This window comes from Caballeronia sp. LjRoot29 (assembly GCF_964252755.1).
In the GTDB taxonomy this organism is placed as follows: domain Bacteria; phylum Pseudomonadota; class Gammaproteobacteria; order Burkholderiales; family Burkholderiaceae; genus Caballeronia.
The window spans coordinates 1-17,614 of record NZ_CAXUPU020000037.1; the positions used below are offsets into that span (position 1 = coordinate 1).

15 protein-coding genes are annotated in these 17,614 nt (G+C 59.4%); 5 read left to right on the plus strand and 10 right to left on the minus strand.

Annotated elements, in window-relative coordinates; all coding sequences use genetic code 11:
- Positions 1-268: 268 nt before the first annotated feature.
- The 3 genes from ACSQ83_RS29495 to ACSQ83_RS29505 are packed head-to-tail and all read right to left on the minus strand — an operon-like array spanning position 269 to position 4,489.
- Positions 269-1,735, minus strand: a complete 1,467-nt coding sequence (locus ACSQ83_RS29495; protein WP_436230570.1) for an efflux transporter outer membrane subunit — start codon at positions 1,733-1,735, stop codon at positions 269-271.
- Positions 1,736-1,755: 20 nt separating this feature from the next.
- Positions 1,756-3,357, minus strand: a complete 1,602-nt coding sequence (locus tag ACSQ83_RS29500; RefSeq protein ID WP_436230571.1) for a DHA2 family efflux MFS transporter permease subunit — start codon at positions 3,355-3,357, stop codon at positions 1,756-1,758.
- A complete protein-coding gene (locus tag ACSQ83_RS29505) occupies positions 3,350-4,489 on the minus strand; it encodes an HlyD family secretion protein (protein WP_436230572.1) in 1,140 nt (379 codons plus the stop codon). The genes ACSQ83_RS29500 and ACSQ83_RS29505 overlap by 8 nt, the downstream gene beginning before the upstream one ends.
- Positions 4,490-4,581: 92 nt before the next feature.
- Here ACSQ83_RS29505 and ACSQ83_RS29510 point away from each other — a divergent pair, with 92 nt between their 5' ends.
- The gene (locus tag ACSQ83_RS29510) at positions 4,582-5,388 is read left to right on the plus strand and encodes a CerR family C-terminal domain-containing protein (protein WP_436230573.1); all 807 of its coding nucleotides are present in this window, start codon (positions 4,582-4,584) and stop codon (positions 5,386-5,388) included.
- A 48-nt stretch (positions 5,389-5,436) separates the two neighbouring features.
- On the opposite strand, the gene ACSQ83_RS29515 is transcribed toward ACSQ83_RS29510, so the two are convergent.
- Both ACSQ83_RS29515 and ACSQ83_RS29520 read right to left on the minus strand, forming a co-directional pair.
- The gene (locus ACSQ83_RS29515) at positions 5,437-6,504 is read right to left on the minus strand and encodes a class I SAM-dependent methyltransferase (RefSeq protein WP_436230574.1); all 1,068 of its coding nucleotides are present in this window, start codon (positions 6,502-6,504) and stop codon (positions 5,437-5,439) included.
- Positions 6,505-6,625: 121 nt separating this feature from the next.
- Complete coding sequence (locus ACSQ83_RS29520; protein ID WP_436230575.1) at positions 6,626-6,838, minus strand: DUF1059 domain-containing protein; 213 nt, start codon at positions 6,836-6,838, stop codon at positions 6,626-6,628.
- A 556-nt stretch (positions 6,839-7,394) separates the two neighbouring features.
- On the opposite strand from ACSQ83_RS29520, the gene ACSQ83_RS29525 reads away from it, so the two are divergent.
- The 3 genes from ACSQ83_RS29525 to ACSQ83_RS29535 all read left to right on the plus strand — a co-directional run bounded on the left by ACSQ83_RS29525 (position 7,395) and on the right by ACSQ83_RS29535 (position 8,869).
- Positions 7,395-7,742: a hypothetical protein gene (locus ACSQ83_RS29525; protein WP_414968715.1), complete on the plus strand. Its 348-nt coding sequence runs from the start codon at positions 7,395-7,397 to the stop codon at positions 7,740-7,742.
- A 172-nt stretch (positions 7,743-7,914) separates the two neighbouring features.
- Positions 7,915-8,391: a Spy/CpxP family protein refolding chaperone gene (locus ACSQ83_RS29530; protein ID WP_414949694.1), complete on the plus strand. Its 477-nt coding sequence runs from the start codon at positions 7,915-7,917 to the stop codon at positions 8,389-8,391.
- A gap of 163 nt (positions 8,392-8,554) precedes the next feature.
- Positions 8,555-8,869 (plus strand): isochorismatase family protein, encoded by a 315-nt coding sequence (locus ACSQ83_RS29535; RefSeq protein WP_436230576.1) that lies wholly within the window; start codon positions 8,555-8,557, stop codon positions 8,867-8,869.
- 1,325 nt (positions 8,870-10,194) lie between these two features.
- On the opposite strand, the gene ACSQ83_RS29540 is transcribed toward ACSQ83_RS29535, so the two are convergent.
- Entirely contained in the window at positions 10,195-11,469 is a 1,275-nt protein-coding gene (locus ACSQ83_RS29540) for an MFS transporter (RefSeq protein WP_414949698.1), read from the minus strand.
- Positions 11,470-11,584: 115 nt separating this feature from the next.
- Positions 11,585-12,769 (minus strand): M20 aminoacylase family protein, encoded by a 1,185-nt coding sequence (locus tag ACSQ83_RS29545; protein ID WP_436230600.1) that lies wholly within the window; start codon positions 12,767-12,769, stop codon positions 11,585-11,587.
- 115 nt (positions 12,770-12,884) lie between these two features.
- On the opposite strand from ACSQ83_RS29545, the gene ACSQ83_RS29550 reads away from it, so the two are divergent.
- A complete protein-coding gene (locus ACSQ83_RS29550; protein ID WP_436230577.1) occupies positions 12,885-13,844 on the plus strand; it encodes a LysR family transcriptional regulator in 960 nt (319 codons plus the stop codon).
- A 60-nt stretch (positions 13,845-13,904) separates the two neighbouring features.
- Here ACSQ83_RS29550 and ACSQ83_RS29555 read toward each other — a convergent pair whose 3' ends face one another.
- The 3 genes from ACSQ83_RS29555 to ACSQ83_RS29565 all read right to left on the minus strand — a co-directional run bounded on the left by ACSQ83_RS29555 (position 13,905) and on the right by ACSQ83_RS29565 (position 17,396).
- On the minus strand, positions 13,905-14,417 hold the full coding sequence (locus ACSQ83_RS29555; protein WP_414968716.1) for a DinB family protein: 513 nt from the start codon (positions 14,415-14,417) through the stop codon (positions 13,905-13,907).
- A gap of 145 nt (positions 14,418-14,562) precedes the next feature.
- The gene (locus ACSQ83_RS29560; RefSeq protein WP_436230578.1) at positions 14,563-15,471 is read right to left on the minus strand and encodes an ion channel; all 909 of its coding nucleotides are present in this window, start codon (positions 15,469-15,471) and stop codon (positions 14,563-14,565) included.
- 74 nt (positions 15,472-15,545) lie between these two features.
- The gene (locus ACSQ83_RS29565) at positions 15,546-17,396 is read right to left on the minus strand and encodes an FAD-binding protein (protein ID WP_436230579.1); all 1,851 of its coding nucleotides are present in this window, start codon (positions 17,394-17,396) and stop codon (positions 15,546-15,548) included.
- Positions 17,397-17,614 lie beyond the last annotated feature (218 nt).

Below are 17,614 nucleotides of genomic sequence, written 5' to 3' on the forward strand. Positions count from 1 at the left end.
TTTCTTTGTCGCTTTGGACAAAGAAATGACGCGCCGCCACGCGCAGTGGCTAATAGTGATAAAGAAATCAGCCAACACATAACCCGCAAAAACCTAAAAAGCAGCAACCCGGCAATGAATCAGACCGCTACCGCAGAACCCGTGCAACCCGGCATAGACCGCGACCGCTAACGCCAGAACCCGTGCAACCCCGCCCCCACCCACCCCCAAGTGCGAACGAAAAAACCAACTTCACCCCCAAGCCGCCACGACATCTCTAACTCTCGCGTCACCCCTGCAGACGCCAGCCAAGCCCCAGACTCTTCTGCAAAGAAACAAAATCCTTAAGCAATTCGGCTTGCCCCGAGACCACATTCTGCTGCGCGCTGAACTGCGTGCGTTGCGTATCGAGCAAATCGATGAGACTTGACGTACCCGCGGTATAACGCTGCCGCACCAAAATAAGCGAACGGTCCGCAGAAGCTTGCACTTGCTGCAGCGTAGCCAGGTGTTCACGCTGATGCCCATATCGCGACAATGAAGTATTGGCGTCCTGCAAAGCCGCCAGCACCGTGTGCGCATATTTCGCATCGGCCTCGTCGCGCGATGCTTCGGCGCCGCGAACGCTCGAGAGCGTGCGCCCGAAGTCCAGCACGTTCCACTGCAAATAAGGCGCACCAATCCAGCTGAAATTGCTCTTGCGGACCAGGTGGCCCGGATCAGCGGCGGCATAGCCGATGTCACCGAACAACGTCACCTTCGGAAAGAAGTCAGCCTTATGCTCGCCGATCTGCGCGTTGTTCGAAGCAAGACGTCGTTCTGCCGCACGAATATCGGGCCGTTGCTGCAGCATTGAAGCGGGGTCGCCGATAGCCACCGACGCCGGCAAGGCCGGCAGCGGCCGCTGCGCAGAGAGCTCCTCATCAAGCGCGCCCGGGGCCTGTCCCGTCAATACCGCGAGCTGATCAAGCGATTCAGCAACTTGCTCATCCAGCGGCTGCAGCGTTGCGCGGGTGTTCTCAACCTGCGTGGTAAGGCGCTCGACATCGACATCGGCCGCCGTGCCGTGTGCGCGGCGCTGCTGCGTCAGCGTGAGCATCTGTTGCTGGAGTTCCGCGGACTGCTGTGCGAGCGTCAGGCGTTGCTGCTCGTCACGCAGGTCAACATATGCTTGCGCGACTTCCGCTGCGAGCGACACCTGGGTGTCGGCGAGATCGGCGTCGACTGCATCCGCTTCCGCCGTCGCGGCTTCCACCGCGCGTCGCGTGCCGCCGAACAGATCGATCTCCCACGATGCATCGAAACCCGCCGTGTAGAGCTGCAGCGGTCCTCCGCCGGAAGAAGATGAACTGCCCGAGCTACCTTGAGAAGAGGACAGCGAACTCAGGTTGGGCTCGCGCATGCGCAACGCGGCGGCGTCGAGAGAAGCGGTCGGCATGCCATTCGCTTTTTGGTGCTGCAACTGCGCGCGTGCTTCGCGCAAACGCGCTTGCGCCGCGTGAACGTCCGGGTTATCGGCGAGCGCGGCGTTGATCAACGTGTTCAGTTGCGGATCGTCGAGCGCCAGCCACCATTGACTCGGCGCGCGTGTCGAGACCATACCGGCCGCGGGTGTACGGACAAAGTTGGAAGCATGGGTCGCGTCGGGCGCAACCTGCGGCGCGCCGGCATAGTCGGGGCCGACGGTGCAGGCCGAGAGTGCGCAGACGGATGCCAGCAGCGTCAGTAAAAAGGGGGCGGTAGGGCGATCGAACATCGTGGATAGTGTCTTTGCCGTCAATGGCCGGCGGAAGTCGAAACGGGGCCGCGCGGAGTCTTCAGGAGGAGCGCAAGCGGCACGCAGGCAAGCAGCGCAAGACCGAGCAGATAAAACGTTTCAGAGTACGTAATAACAGTAGCTTGCATGTGGATCTGCGCCGCGATCTGACCGAGCGCACGCATCTTGGAGTAGGCCATGTCACCGGTTTGCGCGAACCAGTTCGCAGCACTCGACGTCAGGCGCTCCTGTCCCACCAGCGAGTTGGCGGTCAGCGACTCGCGGATCATCGCTGTGTGGAAGGTCGTGCGCCGATCGATAACGGTCCCAATGATCGCGAGCCCAACGGAGCCGCCAAGATTGCGGGCCATGTTGTAAAGACCGGCTGCATCGCCGGAATCTTCGCGCGAGACCGCCGCCATGGACGCCTGGTTCAACGGCATCAGCGCGAGGATTTGCGCAAAGCCGCGTATGAGTTGCGACCAGAAGAAGTCGTGGCCGACGCTCTGCGCTGTCAGGTCAATATCGAGCATGCAACTCAACGCAAACAGCAACAGCCCACCAATCACGAGCATGCGAAAGTCGAGCTTGCCGAGAATGCGCGGCAGGATCGGCATGATGAGAAACGCCGGTACGCCCGATATCAACATGATCGCGCCCGATTGCTGCGCGTTATATCCGGACACTATGCCAAGGAACTGCGGCAGCAAATACGACACGCCATACAGCCCCGCACCGACCGCAAACACAATCACAATGACGCTTGCGTAACGCGGATTGCGCATCAGGCTCAGACGCATGATTGGCCGCTTCGCGGCGAGTTGCGAAATGGTGATGAGCACCATGCCCACCAGCGACACGCAGGTCAGCGAGACAATCGTGCTGGACTCGAACCAGCGCTCGCGCTGCCCTTCTTCAAGCACCACGGTCAACGAACTCAGGCCAATTGTCAGGCCGATAATGCCAACCCAGTCCGCCTTGAAAAACGTACTCCATTGCGGACGATCTGAAGGCAGTCCAACGATCAGCAAGGTGATCAGCGCAATACATACCGGCAGGTTGATAAAGAAGCACCAGCTCCAGCTGATGTTCTCTGCAAGCCAGCCACCGAGCACCGGTCCCAGCAGAGGACCCAGCAACACGATCAGGCCGAACATGGTCATGCCCACTGGCATCTGCGAGCGTGGCAAGCGGGTGCGAATGATGGTCTGCGCCGTCGGGATCATTGCGCCGCCCGCGAAGCCCTGGCCAATGCGCCCGGCGATCATCATGGGCAGGCTATGCGACCATCCGCACATCATGGAGAACGCGATGAACAGCGTGGCATTGGCGAGCAGGAAGTTGCGCAAGCCGAACACGCGCGTGAGCCATGCCGCGAGCGGGATCATCACGATCTCCGACATCAGGTAGCCGGTCGATATCCACGTACCCTCGGTCCCGGTTGCACCAATCTCGCCCTGGATCTGCGGCAAGGCCGAGTTGGTGATCGAGATATCCAGCGTGGCCATCAGCGCACCCAGCGAGCCGGCCGCCACCGCGAGCCAGTCTGCCGCGCTCGCGCGCTCTTCCTCCGGCGCGGGGGCAGCAGGCAAGGCAGCCGCTGCCGTGGTCGCATCAGCCATGGTTATTCTCGGCTTTGATGCGTTCGTCGCCTTCGCGCGAGGAGCGCGTATCGACGTCGGCGGTCACCGACAAGCCGGGCAGCAGCACGCTGCGTGTCTCCGGCCCCGTATCAATGCGAATGCGCACGGGAATTCGCTGAACGATCTTGGTGAAATTACCCGTGGCGTTTTCCGGCGGCAGCAGCGCGAACTGGGCGCCGGTGCCGGGCGCGAAACTGTCCACTACGCCGTGCAGGTCCGTGCCGGGCAGTGCATCCACATGCAGGATCACCGGCTGACCGATGCGCATGTGACCCACCTGCGTTTCCTTGAAGTTGGCCGTCAGATAAGTACTTTGCACCGGCACTACCGACAGCATCCGCGTACCCGGTTGAACGTACTGACCGACGCGCACCGAGCGATCGCCCACCTTGCCGGCCAGTACGCTGCGCACGACCGTGTCCTGCAGGTCGAGATGTGCTTGCCGGGCGCTTGCCTCTGCGGCTTCGAGCTGGGCACGTGCCTGCGCGATCTGCGCGGTGGTGGCGGCGATCTGTGTCACGGCGGCATCGACTGCAGCGGTGTTGGCTGCTAGCGTTGCCAGCGCCTGATCGCGCGTGCTGGTCAACTCTGAGAGCCGTTCGCTGGTCTCGGCGCCGGTAGCAGCGAGCGGTGCGTAACGCTGCACTTCGTCGCGGGCATGCTGGGCGCTGACTCGCGCGACCTGCTGCTGCGCTTTGGCCTGTTCAATGTTGGCGTGCTGCTGGAGGATGTCAGCTTGCGCGCGCTGGATATCCGCAGTGCGTGCAGCGATGGTCGCCTGTGCCTGGTCGAGCGCGACCTGGTACTGGCGGGTGTCAAGCTTGACCAGCGGGTCGCCGGCCTTGACCGTGGCGTTGTCACCGACGTAGACATCGGTGACATAGCCGCTGACCTTGGGCGCAACCGTGACACTGTCGGCTTGCAAATAGGCGTCGTCGGTGCTTTCAATAAAGCGGCCCACTGTCCACCAGCGGGCAAGCCAGATTCCCGCCACGATCAGCGCGACGATCCCGAGCACCATCAGGATCATGCGTCTCCCAGATCGCCGCGTGGGCGAAGCGGCGGAATCTTGCGGTACTTCGTGCGGAGGCGCCCCGGCGGTTGTTGACATCTTTGATCCAAATTATTCCAATCGGAACAATTATTCCAGTTGGTAAAATTGTGTCAAGTGATATATTTGTTTGGTTGACGTGAGAGGCACGAATGAACGACACAAAACGGCTACGCCGTCCGTCGGCCGGCGGATATGTGCGAGGCGACGAGACAAGGCTGCGAATCATCGAAGCCGCGATCGAGTCCTTTGGTGAGCATGGTTTCGAAGGCGCATCGACGCGCGACATCGCCGCGCGCGCTGGCGTCAATGCGCCCGCGCTGCAGTATTACTTCGAGAATAAAGAGGGCGTGTACCGGGCGTGTGCAGAATATCTCGCCGACTCGTCATGGGTCACGCTCGAGCCGGTAGTGACTTACGCAGCCGATGTCTTGAGCAAGGACAGCGATATCCCCGTACTGATCGATGCTTTCATTCGCATTCAGGAAGCCATTGCGGATCGTATGTTCGTGAAGGTTTGCGGTACGTCCAACCAGCGTCTTTTCTTTACGCGTGAACAGGCAGGACATGAGCCGACCATTGCTTCGGACATCATGATGCGGCGTGTGCGGCAGCCCTTGAACGATGTTGGCACGCGATTGATTGCTCGCATCACCGGCGCGAAGCCTGACGATGAGCTTACGTTGATCCGGATGCTGAGTTTGCACGGCCAACTGCTGATGTTCCACGTCGCGCCGCGCACGACGCTTGCATTGCTTGGATGGAAAGAGATAGACACAGAGAAGGGCGACTTGCTCAAGGCGACGGTGCGCACGCAGACGCAGATCCTGCTTGAGCAATGGAGCAGGGAGGGGCTGGCCAAGAAACCGGCACCGGGCGCACGCGCGAAGCCTGTCGTGAAGACGGCGCTCAAGAAACCGGCGGCCCCCAAGCGCACGGCGGCCGCTGCGAAAAAGTAGCGTTGCGTGCGGGCTGCGTCACGCAACGTCGGGAACCCTGCGCACGGTTTATCGCCGTGCCTCAAACACGAGATTGAACGGCGTCGCAGTCGCCCGGCGGAACTGCCGGAAGCCTGCTTCTGTGACTATGTCGCGAATCCGCCGCTCGCCGGCTTGCGCGCCCAGGCACATAGCCCCTGCTTGCGCTCGTGAAGCGGGGGTGCAAATCAGCGTAGATGCCGAGTAAAAGATCCTCCCAACAGGATTCAGGTTTCCTTCAAGCGTGTCGTTGGCGAACGGCTCGACGATCATCCACGTGCCGTCTTCAGCCAGGGTTTCATGCACGTGACGCGCTGCACCGAGTGGATCGCCCATGTCGTGAAGACAGTCGAACATGGTGACGAAGTCGTAGTCGCGTCCCGGGTAATCACTGGCCGAAGCGATTTCGAAACTTATGCGATCACTCGTGCCATCACTTACGCCCGCCGTTGCCGCCGACTCTCTCGCGTGCTCAATGGACCCCTCGTGATAGTCGTAACCCACGAATGTGGATTGCGGATAAGCCTGCGCCATGATGATGGTGGACGCGCCGTGACCGCAGCCAATATCTGCCGCACGTGCGCCGCTTTTCAGTTTCGCTTCGACACCGCCAAGCGACGGAATCCAGTCGTTCACGAGATACGCTGCATAGCCTGGACGGAAGAAACGCTCGGTGCCGTGAAAGAGCGAGACATCGTGCTCATGCCATCCAACGCCCAGTCCGGTCTTGAACGACTTCACCATCTTCGGGATGATCTTGAACTGTGCGACGGCAATCTGGAACGCGCCGGGTATGAAGGCCGGGCTGCCTTCCTCGGCAAGCGCGAAAGATTGTTCTTCGCTAAGGCCGAAGCATTCCGACGCGGGATCATAAGTGACGTAGCCGCTCGCGGCTTGGGCGCTTAGCCACTCGCGGACATAACGCGCATCTGTCTCGGTTGCCTGGGCGAGTTCTTCCGCGCGTAGCGGCTTGGCGGCGAGCGCCTTATAAAGCCCGAGTTGATCGCCGACAACAACGGTGGCCGCGTGCATTACGGCGCCGAGATCGTGGACAAACCCTCCCATGAATGCATCGAGTTTTGACTGATCGACTGCCATGACATACTCCTTGAAAAGCATCCCGTTTGAAATGGCCGGCGTTTTGACGTAATTAGTTTGTCATACTTATTATTTATCGACGCGGCTTGGTAAGGCTACGTTTCGATCGTGCAACAGCGAGTCACGCGGCTCTGGGTGACTCGACCGGCGGAGTGCCTTGGTGGAACAGCGCGCTCAACTGGGCACGCAGTTCGGGAGAGTCGGTGTGTTTGTGAACTGACACGGCATGCTGGACGGCCGCATCCAGGAGTTCCTGATCGGAGTCCGCGGATAGCGCGATGCTGCAGTTCATTTCGCTAGGAAACTCGCGACAGTCGATGTATTTGCGGGTCATGGCATCATCCCCCAATTACGTAGTATGGAGTTAAGTGACAAAGAAAAGGCCGGGGTGGCGCCACTCACCTTCCAGCGAATCGGCGCCTGCGAAGAGTATAGGTCGCTAACAAAGAGCTTGAGACCTCATTCACGGCCACGCCGAGGGTATAAAGCATCGCGGTTCGGGCGTGGGGTTTTTATTTCGCTAGCGAGATAAAAGAGCGGGCGAACGCCCGTTCGGCCTTGTACAGGAGCGATCTTTCGTGCGCATTCTTACGGCCACATCGGATCTCGTTCAGGTCATGAAGGTCCGCAAACACATCGGCTATTCATCATCGCTTTGGAAACTTTTTCGAACCGGGTGTTATCAGATGCACGGGGCTCGTCGCTAATGCTGCGATGGCTGCGATGGAACTGTAAGTTATGGGGGCTAAGCTGACATGCAATCACGGTGGAGTGACTCTTCCTCTGCATGCGATCGCCGGTGGTCCCGGCCCCGATCGTCCTTCATCGGTAATCTCGCCGCGGTTATCGATGCAGACACTTCACCTCTCACATGAAAGGAGACGAGCTTAATGACGCAGGGTTCCCGAAGTTTGTTGTATCGCCGGCTGGCGACGGTTGCGATAGCGATTGCCGCAGCAACCTCCGTACTGCCGGCGCAAGCGCAGCACCACGATGATCACGGCGGCGGCCGCGGTGGATACCATGGCGGTCACGGCGATAACCGCGGTGGTTATCGAGGCGGTGGCGGCGGTGGCGGCGGTGGTCTGCTTGTCGGCGCGCTGCTGGGTGTTGTAGCGGGTGCGGCTATCGCGGGTGCTGCCACGCAACCGCCTCCTCCAGTGGTCTATTCAGCTCCGCCGCCCCCGCCTCCGCCGGGCGTCGCTTATTACCCGAATAGTTATCCGCCAGGTTACTGAGTACTGAGCTTGTCATCCTGAGCCTGCCGACCTCGCTGACAGTACATTGATTTCACGAGTACTTTGGCCGGCAACATGACCACAACGCGTCTTATATAAACGTCGCGAATCTAACAACTCAATTCAAACTTCCAACATGAAACCATCCTTTCGTATTGCTGTTGCACCTGCATTGCTGGCGCTTGCCTGCTTCACGACGTCCGCCTGGGCGCAGTCCACGGCAGCTAGCGACGCGGCTGCTTCGGCGCCGATGAGCCATGCACAGAAGCACGCAGACTTCGTGGAGAAACGAATCGACGACCTGCACGCGCAGATGAAGATCACGAGTCAGCAGGCGCCACAGTGGGATGCCTTTGCGCAAACGATGCGTGACAACGCGACCAAGACCGATCAGGCCTTCCGTGATCGTGCGCACAAACTGCCTTCGGAGAATGCAGACGACGCGATGAAGTCCTACGCCGAGCTGGCTCAACTGCACGCGGACAATATGCAAAAGCTGGCTGCGTCATTCAGCGCCCTTTACGCCACGCTGTCTGATGACCAGAAGAAGATTGCAGACCCGCTGTTCCGGAATGACCACGGGAAGAAGCACGGCGGGCCGCGTAAGCATAAGCCTGCGGCAGCGGCTCCGGCACCAGCATCGAACTAAGCATTAGTGGTTCCATGGCGCGAGCCCTTAGCCGGTACGGCGGGGCTCGACTTCCTATAGATAAAGGACTCGGCCGGAGTTTTTTTATCTGAGGGGATCAGCTTTTTACAGCGTTTTCTACAGCGTCATGTCAGCTAGCCCACCGTTTTTTCGGGAGCGAAAAATGGTTGCAGCACTGATCGTGATCGATATTCAGGAAGGCCTGTTCCGGCCGACTCCCTCACCCGCAATGTCGGGGGATGTATTTTCCCGCATCAACGAACTCACTTCACGAGCGCGTGCCGCTAGCGTTCCGGTGATTTTTGTTCAGCATGAAACCGCGACAGGTGACCTTGAATACGGCTCGCCCGGCTGGGCGCTTGCTAAAGAGCTGCACGTCCGCGCGTCTGATCAGATCCGCCTACCCAGCAGTCATCTTGGGTCACGTGTGTATAGCCGCTGCGGCCATGCCGCTTGCGGCGATCGTATCCGCCACTGACTTGATGACGCTTTCGTTTACGTTGCATGCGAATGTGTTCCAGGAGTTCCAGCCCATGGGTGGCAATGCGTAGCGTACGGTAGTTTTTGCGATGCCGGGGTCGGGCGTGCCGGAAGAAACTGCACCTCCGTCTGAGCCGTTGCCTCCGCAACTCGCCAGTAGGACGAGAACGAGTGCTACTTGTACCAGGCCAACTGCTCGCATTGTCATGATTGTCTCCTACCGATTTGGTCACCTAAGTAGTGGTAACTAATTCTGGCCGGTTCGGCTCTGATATTGTGTAGTCGAGCTTAGGGCCGGGAGCGGAAACGGTGCAAGCCGCGGCGCAACGAAACCGCATACTAGGATGGGGGGCGCTCGCGCCGGTGGACGGGGGGTGGGTTCTGGGGTGGACGGGGAAGATGCTGGTTGCACGGGTTCTGCGTTAGCGGTCTGGTTCATTGCCGGGTTGCTGCTTTTCAGGTTTTTGCGGGTTCGGTGTTAGCTGATTTCTTTATCACTATTAGCCACTGCGCGTGGCGGCGCGTCATTTCTTTGTCCAAAGCGACAAAGAAACGAAGCAAAGAAAACGCTTTTAACAGCACTACCCTAAGTGTCCACAGCGTGCAGTTTCTATTCATGGGTGCCCCAAAAGCACGGTGCTCGCCAGAGCCACGGATGTTTGAACCCCTTCTTCTCGCGAATCCTGACAGTAAAACGCTTCGCCCCGTACGCTCTCGGGCAAGCACTGGCGACTGAACCCGCCCAAGGAGCGCCCCGCGCTATCCGCGGAAAACCAACCTCCAAATTTGTATGCATGCCGAACCATTTGAAAACCCGTCGAAAAACGGTGCTGCAGAACGTGGTAAGGCCTTACACCCGAAATAACAGCGCGAACCGACGAGTTAACCCGCGAAGAACCACACCCATAAAAGCGCGTGAGGTCGTGCCGGTCCGTGGAACACTGGTGCTTGCCCGAGAGCGTACGGGGCGCAGCGTTTTACTGTCGGGATTCGCGAGAAGGAGGGGTTCACACATCCGTGGCTCTGGCGAGCACCGTGCTTTTGGGGCACCCATGAATCAAAACTGCACGCTGTGGACACTTAATTTTTAGAGAGTTGAAAGCGTTTTCTTTGCTTCGTTTCTTTGTCGCTTTGGACAAAGAAATGACGTGCCGCCACGCACAGTGGCTAATAGTGATAAAGAAATCAGCTGACACCGAACCCGCACGTACCTGGAAAGCAGCAACCCGGCATAGATCCCGACCGCTAACGCAAAACCCCAGCACAGCCCGGACCGTAACCCCGCGACCTAACGCCCCCCAAAGCAAGTGCCAACGCCCCACCCTAGTTCAATTCCCGCCCACCAGTCTCATCGAGCATAGAAACAGCGATCAACGAAACAACCACGCACCCGATCATGTACCACGCCGGGGCCATCGTATTGCCAGTCACCTTGATCAACCAAGCAACCACCAACTGCGCCGAGCCACCAAACACCGACACTGCCACCGCATAAGCACTCGCCAGATATCCCGCGCGCACATGCTTCGGAAAGTTCTCCGGCATGAGTGCATACGCCGGTGCCGACCCCATCGTATAGAACAACATCAACAGCACAATCAACCCAACCATAACCGGCAACGAAGGAAACTGGTTCATCAACCAGAACGCCGGATAGAGCAGCACGATCAACGCAATGCGCCCCACCAGGATCAGCGGCTTGCGACGTTGCATCTTGTCCGATAACGCACCCCAAAGCGGACACAACGTCAGCGAAACAATCGCCGCGCAGATCGACACCAGCATGGAAAGCTTGGCCGGCATCTTCAGGTACTGGATCGAATAAGTGGGGATGTAATACATGAGGACGTAAGTCGCCACCGTCATGCCCATGATCGCAAATACAGTCAGGAACCACTTGTGCACGAGGCCCGGTTCCAGACTTGCCTTAGCCGCCTGCGCCTGCTTCAAAGGCTCTTCCACAATATGCCGGCGCAAATACACGCCAACCGGCATGATCAGCGTGCCGATCAGGAACGGTACGCGCCATCCCCAGTCGAGCAGCTGTTCACTACTTAACTGGTACGTCAGCAATGCCGCAATGCCCGAGCCCATCAGCGCAGCAGCGCCTTGGCTCGCGAGCTGCCAGCTAGCCCGAAAACCACGGCCCTTGGCTGTTCCTGTCTCAAGCAGCGTCGCGGTGGCAGCGCCGAATTCCCCGCCCTGCGCGAAGCCCTGCAGCAACCGGGCAAAGATGATCAGAGCCGGAGCGGCGAGGCCAATGCTTGCATAACTCGGCGCCAAACCGATCATGGCCGAACCGATCGCCATCAGGAAGATGGTCAGGGTCAGCGCAGCACGCCGGCCGCGTTTGTCCGCATAGTGACCCAGCACGAAACCACCAACGGGGCGCGCGACAAAACCGATTGCAAACGCGGACAGCGCGAGCAACGTGGACACAACGGGGTCATGCGCCGGGAAGAAAAGCTTCGCGATCGTGAGCGCGAAAAAGCTATAGACGGTGAAATCGTAAAACTCAAGCAGGTTGCCGACAATCGCGGCAATCACGATCTTGCTTTGCGATACCGCTTTAGCAGGCTGGGCAGTAATGACTGACATGGATGTCCCGTGAACGCTTGGGTCCGGCGCGCGGCTTAAGCGCGATGCCGAAACATCGCGCAGCACCCAAGATTTGTGTTGTCACCGAAGTGCTACCGACCTGCTCGCACGAAACCTACCGCGCGAGAAAACGCTCGACCAGACGAGTCCAGTAGGCCGCGCCGACAGTGAGGTTGTCGTCGTTGAAGTCGTAGGACGCGTTATGCAGCATTGGCGCGCCTTCACCGTTGCCCAGGCGCAGGAAACATCCCGGCTTCTTCTGCAGGTAATAAGCGAAATCTTCGCTACCGGCGATAGGGCCGAAGTTATCGACAACCCGATCGTCGCCAACCAGTTCGCGCGCCACCTGCAACGCCAATTCCGTCTCGGCCTGGCTGTTGATGACGACCGGATAACCCGGCACGTACTCAATCTCCACGCGCGCGCCATACGCGCCTGCCTGGGCTTCCGTCAGCGCGCGGATACGCGCTTCAAGCAGCTCGCGCACAGCGGGGTCGAACGATCGAACGCTGAGCTGCAAACGTGCCGACTCAGGAATCACGTTGGCCGCATGCCCCGCGTTAAAGGCCCCAACCGTGACGACGGCTGTTTGCGTCGGGTCAATGCTGCGAGCAACCACGGTCTGCAACGCGGTCACCAGTCCCGCGCCGATGACCACCGGATCCACGGAAAGATGCGGGCGCGCTGCGTGGCCGCCTCGACCATGAATCGTGATGTTGACCGTATCCGATGCCGCCATGAACGGGCCGCTGCGAAACATGAATGTGCCCGTTGGATAGCCGGGATGATTGTGCAAACCAAAGATTGCCTCGCAGGGGAAGCGTTCGAACAATCCATCGGCAATCATGCGCATCGCGCCGCTGTCCGCACCGATTTCTTCGGCGGGCTGGAACACGAGATGAACCGTACCGTTGAATGCGCGCGTGCGAGCAAGGTGGCGTGCCGCGCCCAGGACCATGGTGGTGTGGCCGTCGTGGCCGCACGCGTGCATCAGGCCGGCGTTGCGGCTGGCGTACGGCAAACCGGTTTCTTCAGCAATCGGCAATGCATCCATGTCGGCGCGAACGGCGACCGCGCGGGTGCCCGAACCCGCTGTCAGCGAAGCAACCATGCCAGTTCCACCCAGGCCACGCGTCACCGTGTAACCCCAGCTTTCGAGGCTTTGCGCAACGAGGTCGGAGGTTTGAAACTCCTTGTACGCGAGCTCCGGATTCTGATGCAGGCGATGACGGATATCGCTTAGTTCATCGCGCAGATCTGCTGTGTCGTCCAGTGAGCAAAAGCCCTTGGTATTTTCCATGGTCATGGGTGTCTCTCTTTAAGAAATCCAGTGGGGGAGTATTCTGCTGCAAAATCCGCTAATCAATGATGTTCACTGACCGATAATGTTGATCTGCATGTCAACAGACAAGAATATGGCTAAAGACAATACGCCTGCGCGCGAGAATTTGCTTAGCGCCCGGAGCCTGCGTTATCTGCATGAAATCGATGTGCACGGCGGCGTGCGCGCCGCGGCTGACGCGCTAGCCATTAATGGTTCCGTGATCAGCCGGCAAGTGGCGCAACTCGAGCGCGACCACGGCGTGGTGCTGCTGGAGCGGCGCAGCAGGCGCGCCGTGCTGACGGAGATCGGGCTCAGTCTTGTCGAACATTTCCGCGAGAGTAGCCGTCGCGACGCGGACATGCTGGCACAACTGGAAGATTTCAGGAGCCTGCGGCGCGGACGGTTGGGCATTGGCGTGGGCGAGGGGTTCGTCGAGAATTTGCTGGCCACCGTGCTTGAAGGTTTTAGCTTGCAGTTTCCTGACATCGTAGTGGAACTGCGTAGCGGCGCAACGTCTGAAATCATCGCAATGGTCCGCAACGATGACGTCGATCTCGGCTTATGCGCGGGCGGTGGCAGCGACCCGGCCATACGTTCGCGCACGTTCCGGGCGGCGCAATTTTGTGCGCTCGTCAGTCCGCGACATGCGTTGGCGGGTGAGCGGCGTATCCGCTTTGAACAGTTGCGCGATCAGCGGCTTATCTTCATGCCCGAGCGTTTTGGCGCCCAGCAATATCTCGATGCCATCATTCGAGCAGAGCGGCTGAACCTGACGCCATCGTATCGCTGCGATCTTTTCTCGGCCGCCCAGGCCATTGCTGCAGCGGGACTGGGCGTAGCGTTCATGTCGACGGATGCGGCGCGGCAATACCTTGAAGCGGGACGTCTGGTTGCACTTGAACTGGAGCATCCGATAGCGCGCGAATTCAGCAGCCAGGCAATACGGCGGGTCGGCCGGCGCCTCTCTCCAGCTGCTGAATTCCTTTGGCGACATCTTGTAGAAGCGATGCAGCGGCGTTGGGCCGTTTCATCGCCTAAGCAAGGTGAGTAGTTACACGGCGGTTCGGATCAAGCGGCTTGGATCACCCGACCGCGCATAGACGCATGCATGTTAAGCGTCTTGCGCCACGTCGCGCAGGAACACGGGAAGGTCGGTGGCAGAGGGCGTGACGCCGGCCTGATACATCATGTCGCCGACAAAGCCGCGATGATAAGTGCCGTGATTGACCACGTGCAGGATCATTTCGTTGCAGGTCATGACACCCTCGCCACCGCCAATAAACTTGAAGTGAATTGACCGGTCAAGATCATCAGCCGATAGATCCGCGGCGAAATCAACATACCACTGGTCTAGCGTGCGGACCGATTGCCGGAGTTCTTCCAGAGACGGATGAGTCGGCGTGTTGCGTGCCGAGTATCCATGTTCACGTCCCTGCAGATGGGCCTGGAAAACGGCGTCTATGACGTAGATGTGGTTAAGGGTGTGGACCATGTTGCCGAAGCGTGTCTGCCGTGGCCGGACAACCTCTTCGTACGGCATGTCCTTCAGCATGGAGAAGAGGAGATCGTTGGCCCAGGCCTTATATCGGGTCAACATTCGCACGGTCTTGTTGGCGGCGGTCATGGTTGCTTCCTTGGCAGAATGGCAAGAGATGGCAAGAGGAATAGCGTGCTCTAGCTTAACCGTCAGGAAATCAGTGTGACAGATACAGTGATTGTAGGAACCACCAGATCAGTTCCAGCTAAAGCGCACCGAATCAACGACTCTTTCAGAGCGGCGCGACATCATGAAATTTGCCATAGTCGAGATGCGTCTCGCCGTCCTGCTCAAACATCAAGTCGACGTACTGATGTTGCCAAAGAATGCATTCGGGCGGCCATGCATACCGTGCTTGCATGGGCTGCGCCGTGGTTTCGTCGAGGCCTTCCACCATGAGCATTAACTCGGCATTGCTCGCTTTGAGCGACTCCAGCGTCTGGCCAAAGAGCGGACTTTCTTCATCGATGACATGCATGAGGCTCCAGCCGAGCAGGAAGATCGGATGCTGTTCGCGGATCAGCGGAAGATCGAGCACCTTGCGAAAATAGAACCCTTCGGGCGTGGTCTCCGACCGCATCAGGCGCATGCGTGCCTTCGCTTCCACGATCACGTTCTGGCGTGCATTGGCGGCGCGGACCATGAGTGTCATGCGACCGTCGATAGGGCGCACTACCGCGCGCTTCGCAAACAATATACGTGCATGGGGCCGCGAAAATCGCGCGAAGATCATGCCGGTCGTCAACGCAATGCCTGACATGCCGACGAAGATTTCGAGTGTCGCGACGCAATGGCCGTAGACGGTATCCGGATGCATGTCGCCATAGCCGACGGTTGCAAGCGTCTCCACGCTGAAGAAGAACGCGCCCAGCAAACCGGCGGGAGCCTGGTTCGCGATAGCGTGATGTCCCAGCAGGTACAGCAACGCGAATCCGAAGTTGAGAAGAAGAAAGAGCAGTGCGGCGACTGCAAAGAACAACGGCCAGCCGACCGTCAGTGCGATGTGGTAAATGTCCTGCCAGAAGTGGGTCTTGAGACCATGCGTGATGACATGCCGGTTTTCATCCAGAGCAAGCCTTCGATGCGGCGCCCCAGGCTCGTATGCCTCATCTGATGACGCTCGCTTTGTATTGGATGGCATCGTTTAAGTGACTCTAAAAGGGGAGGCAGGGCATCTCGAGTAGCGTGCGTTTAACTGTTCAACCGGTCACGGTCTTATACAAGTTTCGTGAAACCGTCGGCGCTCCAGCGTTCGCTTCCTACGCCGTGGTGAACGAAGAACAAGCCTTCGGGATCATACTGATCTTTTACGGTGAGCAGCCTGCTGTAATTCGATCCCCAGAAGGCCTGTTGCCAATTCGCGTTGAAGAAATTGCTTTCACCGACGTAAGAACCGGGGTTCGGAACCAGCTTGCGCACTTCATCCATCGCGCGGCCGATGGCTTGCGCATTGCGCCGTGCTGCGCCGGTATCCGGTTCGTGGCCCGGGATGCCGGGATAAGCGGGCGGCCCTTCCATCCCTGCGATAAGCAACGCAAACGCGTCAAGCACCGCCGGATTCGTGGCGGCGTCCCTTGACGCCGCGATGGCCTCGGCCGGCGCGCCTGCCAAGCCCTTGTTGAGGTGTAGCGACACGCCCCATTGCCGGCTGGCGGCAAACAACGTGTCGGCCAGCGTTTGCCGCTGATCGTCTTGCAGCAAGGCGGCAGGGAGCCACGCAGACTCATAGCCGTGCAGCACTTGTCCGGCCTCTCCCGTGTTGCCCGACCAGAAGACATTGTCTACAGGCGCGTTCGGCCGGTCGTCGGTGCTAATGAGATCGGGCAATTTCTTCAGCATCGCTGGGGCCCATAAAGTGCGGGCCGGAAGGGCGAGGATAGTCAATGGAGGGAAGTCGGCCTTGAAATCGTCAGGCGCTGCGGCAAGCGTGTCCATGAACGGTTGCCAGACCGATTGTGCTTCGCTGCGGCTGAGCCCCTGGAACACCATCGATATAGCGAGGACATTGTCACGGCGAAACCGGATCTGCTCGCCCCGGTGAGGGTTCATGAGCTCCCGATGGTAAAAGTCCACCATCAGTCCAATTAGGCGCCGAAATGCAGGCGCCGACGCAGCTTTGATCGTCATGTTCACGGCGCCGAAAGTTTCGGGTAGTTCGTGGACCCGCAGCGTCAGCCGTGTGACCACGCCCAGGCTGCCACCGCCGCCGCCTTTCAGCGCCCAGAACAAATCGGGATTTGTGCAGGCGTTGGCGATGCGGACGACGCCGTCCGCGGTAACAATCTCGGCTTCGAGAAGGCTTCCCGCCGCCAGCCCGTAGGCTTTGGAAAAGCTGCCGAACCCGCCGCTCTGGATCAGCCCGGCTACGCCAACCGTCAAGCAGCCGCCGCCTTGAACGTAACCGCCCGCCTGCGTGGTGACGGCATCATAGACGTGCGCCCAGAGCGCGCCGGCGCCGACCGTCACTGCTCGCACTGGCGAGGCGTGCCCCTGGCATCCCGTGCCGACGAATGCGTCTTGCACAGTGATGCTATTCATTCTTCGCGTCCAGACCAGCAGGGAATCCGGCGAATTCGAATTGCCTTGATAACTGTGTCCGCCCCCCTTTACGACAAGCCGCAAATTATTACGGCGTGCGAAGTTGATGGCAGCGACTACATCGGTCGTATTGCGCGCGGCCACAGCATAGACACTGGGTGTCGATGTCCACGCGTCGACCCAACCGAGGGTTTGCGTCAGGCCAACTTCATCGCTGAGAAAATACGGGTTCTTGAGTTCCTTGAACAGCTGCTGGCAGGCGGCGCTGTCAGGCGCGTTCACGCAAGCCGTGAGCGGCGATTGGACTTTGATCAGTGCGTCGCCGACTTGCTTGCCAAGCGCATTCCACTGCGACTCCGACGGCCAATCCGGATCACCAGGGCGAACGCGAGAAAGCGCATTGGACGCTACCGCCGCGTGCGCGGGCGTAAGCAACGGTTCCCAGATACTGGAAAAAATCGGCAGCCCCGCAGCGAGTTGTAAAAGGCGTCGTCTTTGCCGCGAGAGCGATTGGGTCGAAGGTTTCATCGGTGAGCATGAAAACTTGATGTGGTCGAAACCGTGAAGTTATCGCGCCTCGCTACCGTTGTGAACGCTCTACGCCACGAAATTCGTTTTCCGCGTCGACATGCGGCGCTCAAGCAACGAGGCGTTGTTCACCACCCGCAAGCCGGTGCGCATTGCGCCGAGCGCCACGCGCCCGACCATTAGGCGATGAATAGCGCCGCTCGCATCGAAGGAAGCGC

What these genes read in the sequence shown, in the direction of transcription:
- ACSQ83_RS29550 (WP_436230577.1), top strand. Translation starts at nt 12,885, where the DNA reads ATGGCTAAAGACAATACGCCTGCGCGCGAGAATTTGCTTAGCGCCCGG.
- ACSQ83_RS29520 (WP_436230575.1), bottom strand. Translation starts at nt 6,838, where the DNA reads ATGACCCGCAAATACATCGACTGTCGCGAGTTTCCTAGCGAAATGAAC.
- ACSQ83_RS29505 (WP_436230572.1), bottom strand. Translation starts at nt 4,489, where the DNA reads ATGTCAACAACCGCCGGGGCGCCTCCGCACGAAGTACCGCAAGATTCC.
- ACSQ83_RS29545 (WP_436230600.1), bottom strand. Translation starts at nt 12,769, where the DNA reads ATGGAAAATACCAAGGGCTTTTGCTCACTGGACGACACAGCAGATCTG.
- ACSQ83_RS29510 (WP_436230573.1), top strand. Translation starts at nt 4,582, where the DNA reads ATGAACGACACAAAACGGCTACGCCGTCCGTCGGCCGGCGGATATGTG.
- ACSQ83_RS29555 (WP_414968716.1), bottom strand. Translation starts at nt 14,417, where the DNA reads ATGACCGCCGCCAACAAGACCGTGCGAATGTTGACCCGATATAAGGCC.
- ACSQ83_RS29540 (WP_414949698.1), bottom strand. Translation starts at nt 11,469, where the DNA reads ATGTCAGTCATTACTGCCCAGCCTGCTAAAGCGGTATCGCAAAGCAAG.
- ACSQ83_RS29535 (WP_436230576.1), top strand. Translation starts at nt 8,555, where the DNA reads ATGGTTGCAGCACTGATCGTGATCGATATTCAGGAAGGCCTGTTCCGG.
- ACSQ83_RS29515 (WP_436230574.1), bottom strand. Translation starts at nt 6,504, where the DNA reads ATGGCAGTCGATCAGTCAAAACTCGATGCATTCATGGGAGGGTTTGTC.
- ACSQ83_RS29495 (WP_436230570.1), bottom strand. Translation starts at nt 1,735, where the DNA reads ATGTTCGATCGCCCTACCGCCCCCTTTTTACTGACGCTGCTGGCATCC.
- ACSQ83_RS29565 (WP_436230579.1), bottom strand. Translation starts at nt 17,396, where the DNA reads ATGAAACCTTCGACCCAATCGCTCTCGCGGCAAAGACGACGCCTTTTA.
- ACSQ83_RS29560 (WP_436230578.1), bottom strand. Translation starts at nt 15,471, where the DNA reads ATGCCATCCAATACAAAGCGAGCGTCATCAGATGAGGCATACGAGCCT.
- ACSQ83_RS29500 (WP_436230571.1), bottom strand. Translation starts at nt 3,357, where the DNA reads ATGGCTGATGCGACCACGGCAGCGGCTGCCTTGCCTGCTGCCCCCGCG.
- ACSQ83_RS29525 (WP_414968715.1), top strand. Translation starts at nt 7,395, where the DNA reads ATGACGCAGGGTTCCCGAAGTTTGTTGTATCGCCGGCTGGCGACGGTT.